This is a genomic window from Mycobacterium sp. 1245801.1 (genome assembly GCF_001673055.1).
In the GTDB taxonomy this organism is placed as follows: domain Bacteria; phylum Actinomycetota; class Actinomycetes; order Mycobacteriales; family Mycobacteriaceae; genus Mycobacterium; species Mycobacterium europaeum_A.
The window spans coordinates 1-7329 of the sequence record NZ_LZKY01000177.1; the positions used below are offsets into that span (position 1 = coordinate 1).

The following is a 7329-nucleotide window of genomic DNA, read 5'->3' on the forward strand; positions in this document are numbered from 1 at the left end:
GTCGGCGCGGCAGAGCGCCGGCACATGCTCACCGACTCCGGGGTGCAGGCCTGGCTGGGGCCGGTGCCGGACGAGAACGAGGGGCTGCCGCACATCCCGGTGCGCCTGCACGCCCGCTCCTGGCACCGCTACGCCGAGCCGTCGCCCGACGCCACCGCGATGATCATCTACACCTCGGGGACGACCGGGCTGCCCAAGGGTGTGGTGCTGAGCCGGCGGGCGATCGCGGCCGACCTCGACGCCCTGGCGCAGGCCTGGCAGTGGACCGCCGACGACGTCCTGGTGCACGGCTTGCCGCTGTTTCACGTGCACGGCCTGGTGCTGGGGCTGCTCGGATCGCTGCGGATCGGGAATCGCTTCATCCACACCGGCAAGCCGACACCGCAGGGCTACGCGCAGGCCGCTACCGAGCACGGCGGCACGCTGTTTTTCGGGGTGCCCACCGTGTGGTCGCGGGTGGGCGCCGACGAGACGGCCGCCCGGGCGCTGCGCCCGGCGCGGCTACTGGTCTCGGGAAGCGCGCCCCTGCCGGTTCCGGTGTTCGACCGGTTGGCCGGGCTCACCGGTCATCAGCCCATCGAACGCTACGGCGCCTCGGAATCGCTGATCACGCTGTCCACCCGCGCCGACGGCGAGCGGCGCCCGGGCTGGGTGGGGCTGCCGCTGTCCGGTGTGCGGACCCGGGTGGTCGACGACGAGGGCGCGCTGGTGCCGCACGACGGGGAGACCGTCGGCAAGCTGCACGTGCGCGGGCCGATGATGTTCGACGGCTACCTCAACCAGCCGGACGCCACCGCCGAGGCGTTCGACGCCGACGGCTGGTATCGCACCGGCGACGTCGCGGTGATCGACGCCGAGGGGATGCACCGCATCGTCGGGCGCGAGTCGGTAGACCTGATCAAATCCGGCGGCTACCGCATCGGCGCGGGCGAGATCGAGACGGTGCTGCTCGGGCATCCGGGTGTCGCCGAGGCGGCGGTCGTCGGGATGCCCGACGCGGATCTCGGTCAGCGCATCGTCGCGTTCGTCGTCGGGTCTGCCCCGGGCGATGAACTGATCGACTATGTCGCGCAAGAGCTTTCGGTGCACAAACGCCCGCGTGAGGTCCGCATCGTGGACGCGCTGCCGCGCAACGCCATGGGCAAGGTCCTCAAAAAGCGGCTGCTGACCGACGGCTGAGCGGCCGCTCAGCCGGCTGGGCGCCCGGTCCGCCGGGCACAAAGACACGCAGCAAGTTGCCAGCTTCAGCGCCGAGCGTCGTCGCGAAGCGTCACCTACCGTCGTATCCGTGTATCGATGCAACCGGACAATGCGCGGCCACCGTGGGTGAGCCCACCCGGTCCGTGGTCCCCGCCGCCGCGCCTACCACCATGCGCCGGATCGCGGCCGCCTGCCTGGTGGGCTCGGCGATCGAGTTCTACGACTTTCTGATCTACGGCACCGCGGCGGCACTGGTGTTTCCCACGGTGTTCTTCCCGGGCCTGGGCTCGACGGTGGCCACCATCGCCTCGATGGCGACGTTCGCGACGGCGTTCCTGTCTCGCCCGCTGGGTGCGGCCGTCTTCGGATACTTCGGCGACCGGCTGGGCCGGAAGAAGACGTTGGTGGCCACCCTGCTGATCATGGGCGCCTCGACCGTCAGCGTGGGCCTGGTGCCCAGCACGGCGTCGATCGGGATCGCCGCGCCCCTGATCCTCGTCGTCCTGCGGCTGTTCCAGGGGTTCGCCGTCGGCGGCGAATGGGCCGGGTCCGTCCTGCTCAGCGCCGAATACGCGCCCGCCGGCAAGCGCGGCTGGTACGGCATGTTCACCTCGCTCGGCGGTGGGACGGCGGGAATACTGGCCAGCCTGACGTTCCTGGCCGTCAGCCTCACCATGGGCGAGAGCAGCCCCGCCTTCATGCAGTGGGGATGGCGGGTGCCGTTCCTGATCAGCAGCGCGCTGATCGGCATCGCCCTCTATGTGCGGCTCAACATCGACGAAACCCCGCTGTTCGTGGAGGAGAAGGCCCGCAACCTGGTGCCCAAAGCGCCGCTGGCCGAGCTGATTCGGTTGCAGCGGCGTGAGATCGTGCTCGTCGCCGGCAGCTTCCTGGGCGGCATGGGGTTGGTCTACCTGGGCAACACCTTCCTGGTCATGTACGCCCACTCGCAGTTGGGCTACTCGCGCAGCTTCATCTGGGGCGTCGGCGCGCTGGCCGGGCTGACGAGCATCGCGTTCGTGTCGTTCGGGGCATGGCTGTCCGATCGAGTCGGGCGCCGCCGGGTGATGCTGTGTGGCTTGGCGGCGTGTCTGCCGTGGTCGTTCGTGGTGATCCCGCTGATGGACACCGGCAATCCCGTCATGTACGCGGTCGCGGTGCTGGGCATGTTCGCCTGCGCGGCGGTGGCCAACGGCCCCACCGGCGCCTTCGTTCCCGAACTGTTCGCCACGCGCTACCGGTACAGCGGCGCGGCCGTGGCGATGAACCTGGCCGGCCTCCTCGGCGCCGCCGTGCCGCCGCTGCTGGCGGGCAGCCTGCTGGCCACCTACGGCAGCTGGGCGATCGGGCTCATGATGGCGACCCTCGTCGTGGCCAGTTTCGTGTCCGTCTACCTGCTGCCCGAAACCAAGGGGACCACGCTGCGCGCCCCGACCGTCGAGAAGGTTCCCGTCGACCTGTAGGGGCCGCGCGTCAGTTGGCGTGCAAGTCCTCGTTGAGGGCGATGCCCTGGCCGCCGCGGGCCACCACTTCGACCGCCCCGCTCACCGAATTGCGGCGGAACAACAGGTTGTTGCCGCCGGAGAACTCCAGGGCCTTCATTGTTTTGCCTTCGGGCGTAACGACTTTGGTGCCCGCGGTGACATACAGGCCCGCCTCGACGACGCAGTCGTCGCCCAGCGAGATGCCCAGGCCCGCGTTGGCGCCCAGCAGGCATCGCTTGCCGATCGAAATCACCTCGGTGCCACCGCCGGACAGCGTGCCCATGATCGAGGCCCCGCCCCCGATGTCGGAGCCGTCGCCCACCACCACGCCCGCGGAGATGCGTCCCTCCACCATCGACGCCCCCAGCGTGCCGGCGTTGTAGTTGACGAAGCCCTCGTGCATCACCGTGGTGCCCGGCGCCAGGTGGGCGCCGAGGCGCACCCGGTCGGCGTCGGCGATGCGCACCCCGGCCGGCAGCACGTAGTCGACCATCCGTGGGAACTTGTCGACGCCGTAGACCGTCACCGGTCCGTGGCGGCGTAGCCGGGCCCGGACCGCCTCGAATCCCTCGACGGCGCACGGCCCGCGATTAGTCCACACCACATTGGTCAATACCCCGAAGAAGCCGCCGGCGTTCAGTCCGTGCGGCGCCACCAGCCGGTGCGAGAGCAGATGCAATCGCAGGTAGGCGTCGTAGGCGTCGGCGGCCACGTCGTCCAGCGAGCCGATGACCGTGCGTACGGCAACGGTCTCGGTGCCGCGGTCGTCGTCGCGTCCGATCAGCGCGGTCAGCTCCGGGGGAATGTCGGACAGCGCCAGCCGCGACGTCGCGCTGGTGCCCGAATCGGTCAGTTCCGGTGCGGGAAACCACGTGTCGAGGATCGATCCGTCGGCCGCCAGCGTTGCCAGGCCTATCCCTTCGGCGCCTGCTGCTCTTGTCACGGCGGTCAGGTTACTTCGTGGGCCGCGCCCCGATCCGCCCGCCCCGCGGGGCGCCCGCCGCCGGGACGGCTTCCGGTATTGAAAGTCCCACCCGGGCAAGGCAATTGGTAACGGTCGGTGCAACGCGGGCGGTTGCGGAGGTCAGCCCCGCCGGTCCCCGCAGGTCAGCGGCGTGAATTTCGCCGTTTGGGGTACGTAGCTTCCGGGGTCCGCGGGTCGTTTCCCGGCCTTGTCGCGGGGCTTGTTGTCGCCGGTCCATAGCGGCCGCCTGATTGCCGGAGGAGAAAAACATGTCCTTTGTCACCACACGGCCCGAGGCGCTGCTCGCCGCGGCGAGCACCCTCGAAGGGCTCGGCTCGTCGATGGCCGCCCAGGATGCCGCGGCTGCGGCGCCTACCACCAGCATCGCTCCCGCGGCCGCCGACGAAGTGTCCGCGTTGCAGGCCGCGCAATTCTCGGCCTACGGCGCCTGGTACCAGCAAGTCAGCGCCCAGGCCAGGGCGATTCACCAGACGCTGGTCAACAACCTGGACAGCAACGCCGACTCCTATGGGACAACGGAATCCGCCAACCAGGTCAGCACCAGCGCCGCGGCGCTGCAGCAGGTTGCACCGGCCGCCGCGGCCGCCGACCCGCCGCCCGGGGACGCCGCCCTCGGCACCGAGATCGAATGGGGTCAAAACGTCGGCGCCGCCGCATCCGACTTCATCACCTTGGGCGAGGGACAATTCGCGCCCGTCCCCGGCGCGTCCGGGATCCCGAACTTGACCGGCGACGTCGGCACGGCAACCGCGGCGAGCGCGCCCGCCCCCGCCGGTCCCACGGGCATGGCTGCGGCGCCGGTGCTGGCGAGCGCCGGCCAAGGGCCCTCGATCGGCGCCTTATCGGTGCCACCCAGTTGGGCGGCAACCGGTGTCCCGGTGGCCAATCCGACCGCGGCGACGCTGACCGGCGCGGGTTTCACCAGTGCCGCGCCCCAGAGCACGTCAGTGACCACCGTTCCGGGCGGCGTGCCGTCGATGGCCACCTCCGGGCGCGGGGGCTACGGCCTGGGCGCCCCCCGCTACGGCGTCAAGCCCACCGTGCTGCCCACGCCGACCGTCTAGCACCCACCTAACTGAGAACAGGAGCACGGCAATGACTTTCGATTTCGGGGCACTCCCCCCAGAGGTCAACTCCCTGCGCATGTACACCGGCGCTGGGGCCGGGCCGATGATGGCCGCCGCGGCGGCGTTCAGCAGCCTCGCCGACGAACTGAGCACGACCGCCGCGGCCAGCCAGGCGGCGATCGCCAATCTCACCGGCGACGAGTGGATGGGCCCGTCGTCGATCGCAATGGTCACCGCCGCCCAGCCGTATGTGCAGTGGATGCACACCACCGCCGGCCAGCTGCAGCAGGCCGCGGCCCAGGCCATGGCATCGGCGGCCGCCTACGAGGCGGCGTTCGCGATGACCGTGCCGCCGCCGCTGGTCGCCGCCAACCGGGCACAGCTGGCGGCCCTGGTCGCGACCAACGTCCTGGGGCAGAACACCGCGGCCATCGCGGCCACCGAGGCGCAGTACGGCGAGATGTGGGCCCAGGACGCCGCCGCGATGTATGCCTACGCCGCGTCGTCCGCCGCCGCGGCCCGGCTGAGCCCGTTGACCGAGCCGGCACCCACGAACAGCCCGGGCGGCCTGGGCGTGCAGACCGCGGCCACGGCCGCGCAGACGAGCGGGTTGCGCGGGGTCGTCTCCAACGTGCCCGACGCGGTGCAGTCGTTCGCCGCGCCGGCCGCATTGCCGGGCGCGGGCGCGGCCGGGAGCGCGCTGGACAGCGTGCTCGGCGACCCGGTCGTGTCCAACGTCGGCAACGCGGGTTTCGACGTGGTGTCCTGGAACGTGTTCAACACCATCGTGTCCAACATCCTCTACAACCACACCCTCGACGCGGCGGCGTCCGGCAGCGTGGCCGGCAGTGTGGGCGGGGCGGTCGGCAGCGGCGCCCTGGTGAGCGCCGCGGCCCCGGCCGGTGCCGCGGGCGTGGCTGCCGCACCGGTGCTGGCCAGCATGGGCGCGGCGACCCCGGTCGGCGGATTGTCGACCCCCGCCGCGTGGTCGGCGGCCACGCCACGAATCCCGGCCGAGACCGTCGCGGGCACGGGCTGGACCGCACCGGCCGAAGAGGCGCACACGGCGTGGGCGTCCGGCATGCCTGCCGTCGCCTCGGCGGGGCGGGGCGGTTACGGGATGGGGCCGCGCTACGGCGTCAAACCCAAGGTGATGCCCACGCGGTTGCTCGTCTAGCGCACGCGGTGTTCGGCGCCGTTCGCCATGTGCGGCGACGGATTATCGTTAGACCGTGCTGGACTTACGCGGAGACCCGGTCGCGCTGACCGCGGCGCTGGTCGACATCCCCAGCGAATCGCGGGACGAAGCCCGGCTGGCCGACGAGGTCGAGGCCGCGCTGCGAGCCCAGACGTCCGGGTTCGAGATCGTCCGCAACGGCAACGCCGTGCTGGCCCGCACCCACCATCAGCGGCCGTCGCGGGTACTGCTGGCCGGGCACCTCGACACCGTGCCGGCGGCCGCGAACCTGCCCAGCCGCCGGGAGGGCGGCGACCTGTACGGCTGCGGCACGGCGGACATGAAGTCCGGCGACGCGGTCTTCCTGCATCTCGCCGCCACCGTGGCCGACCCGGTGCACGATCTCACCCTGGTGATGTACGACTGTGAGGAAATCGAGGCCGCCGCAAACGGATTGGGCCGCATCGAACGCGAGCTGCCGGATTGGCTGTCCGCCGATGTGGCCATCCTGGGCGAGCCCACCGGCGGTTACATCGAAGCCGGCTGCCAGGGCACCCTGCGCGTGGTGGTCAGCGCCACCGGAACCCGCGCCCATTCGGCGCGATCCTGGTTGGGAGACAACGCGATTCACAAGCTGGGCGCCGTGCTGGAACGGCTGGCCGCATACCAGGCCCGCAGCGTCGACATCGACGGCTGCGTCTACCGGGAGGGCCTGTCGGCCGTGCGCATCGACGGTGGTGTGGCGGGCAACGTCATCCCCGACGCGGCCGCGGTGACCGTCAATTTCCGGTTCGCCCCGGACCGGTCGCTGCCCGACGCACTGCAACACGTGCACGACGTGCTCGCCGGGCTGGACGTGCACATCGAACAGACCGACGCGGCGGCCGGCGCGCTGCCCGGGCTGTCCCAACCCGCCGCCAAGGCGTTGGTCGAGGCGGCCGGCGGCAACGTCCGGGCCAAGTACGGCTGGACCGACGTGGCGCGGTTCGCCGCACTGGGCATACCGGCGGTCAACTTCGGGCCCGGCGATCCCAACCTGGCGCACAAGCGTGACGAGCGGGTCGCGGTCGCCGACATCACCGCCGCGGTCGACGTGCTGCGCGCCTACCTGAGCGGCTAGGCGTTCCCGCCCCCGCATCGCTGCGCCTGCGCGGCGGCGTCGGCGGCGGCCGCGTGCATGCCGATCGACGTCAACTCGTCCGACACCGCCCGCAGCCCCCCGCCATCGCCGGCGGCCAGCGCGCGGGCGTGTGCCAGTGCCAGTCTGCCTGCGACACAGTCGATCTCGCCGCAGAGCCGGCCCAGGGGGTCGGCGGCCCGGACGTCGCCCAGCCGCACGGCCTCGTGCCAGACCCGCAACGCCACCCCCCGCTGGCCACCGCGTTCGGCCATCCGGGCGGCGTCGCGCGCGGCGGC

The 7329-nt window shown here is 71.7% G+C and carries 6 protein-coding genes and 1 pseudogene; 5 read left to right on the forward strand and 2 right to left on the reverse strand.

From position 1 onward, the window contains the following. Positions 1 to 1179, forward strand: a 1179-nt coding sequence (locus tag A5622_RS11355; RefSeq protein ID WP_066878547.1) for an acyl-CoA synthetase, incomplete at its 5' end; no start/stop codon positions are given. Between the two features lie 191 nt (positions 1180 to 1370). Beyond that, on the forward strand, positions 1371 to 2663 hold the full coding sequence (locus A5622_RS11360) for an MFS transporter (RefSeq protein WP_066878558.1): 1293 nt from the start codon (positions 1371 to 1373) through the stop codon (positions 2661 to 2663). Positions 2664 to 2673: 10 nt separating this feature from the next. Here the strand turns inward: A5622_RS11360 and dapD are convergent, their stop codons facing one another. After that, positions 2674 to 3627, reverse strand: a complete 954-nt coding sequence (gene dapD / locus A5622_RS11365) for a 2,3,4,5-tetrahydropyridine-2,6-dicarboxylate N-succinyltransferase (RefSeq protein ID WP_066878550.1) — start codon at positions 3625 to 3627, stop codon at positions 2674 to 2676. A 290-nt stretch (positions 3628 to 3917) separates the two neighbouring features. Here dapD and A5622_RS30600 point away from each other — a divergent pair, with 290 nt between their 5' ends. The 3 genes from A5622_RS30600 to dapE are packed head-to-tail and all read left to right on the forward strand — an operon-like array spanning position 3918 to position 7033. Beyond that, the gene (locus tag A5622_RS30600) at positions 3918 to 4733 is read left to right on the forward strand and encodes a PE domain-containing protein (RefSeq protein ID WP_066878552.1); all 816 of its coding nucleotides are present in this window, start codon (positions 3918 to 3920) and stop codon (positions 4731 to 4733) included. A gap of 31 nt (positions 4734 to 4764) precedes the next feature. Beyond that, a complete protein-coding gene (locus A5622_RS11375) occupies positions 4765 to 5913 on the forward strand; it encodes a PPE family protein (protein ID WP_066878554.1) in 1149 nt (382 codons plus the stop codon). A 55-nt stretch (positions 5914 to 5968) separates the two neighbouring features. Continuing rightward, positions 5969 to 7033 (forward strand): succinyl-diaminopimelate desuccinylase, encoded by a 1065-nt coding sequence (dapE, locus tag A5622_RS11380; protein ID WP_066878556.1) that lies wholly within the window; start codon positions 5969 to 5971, stop codon positions 7031 to 7033. Here dapE and A5622_RS11385 read toward each other — a convergent pair. After that, positions 7030 to 7329: pseudogene (locus A5622_RS11385) on the reverse strand (AAA family ATPase); the annotation flags it as partial. The gene dapE and the pseudogene A5622_RS11385 overlap by 4 nt on opposite strands.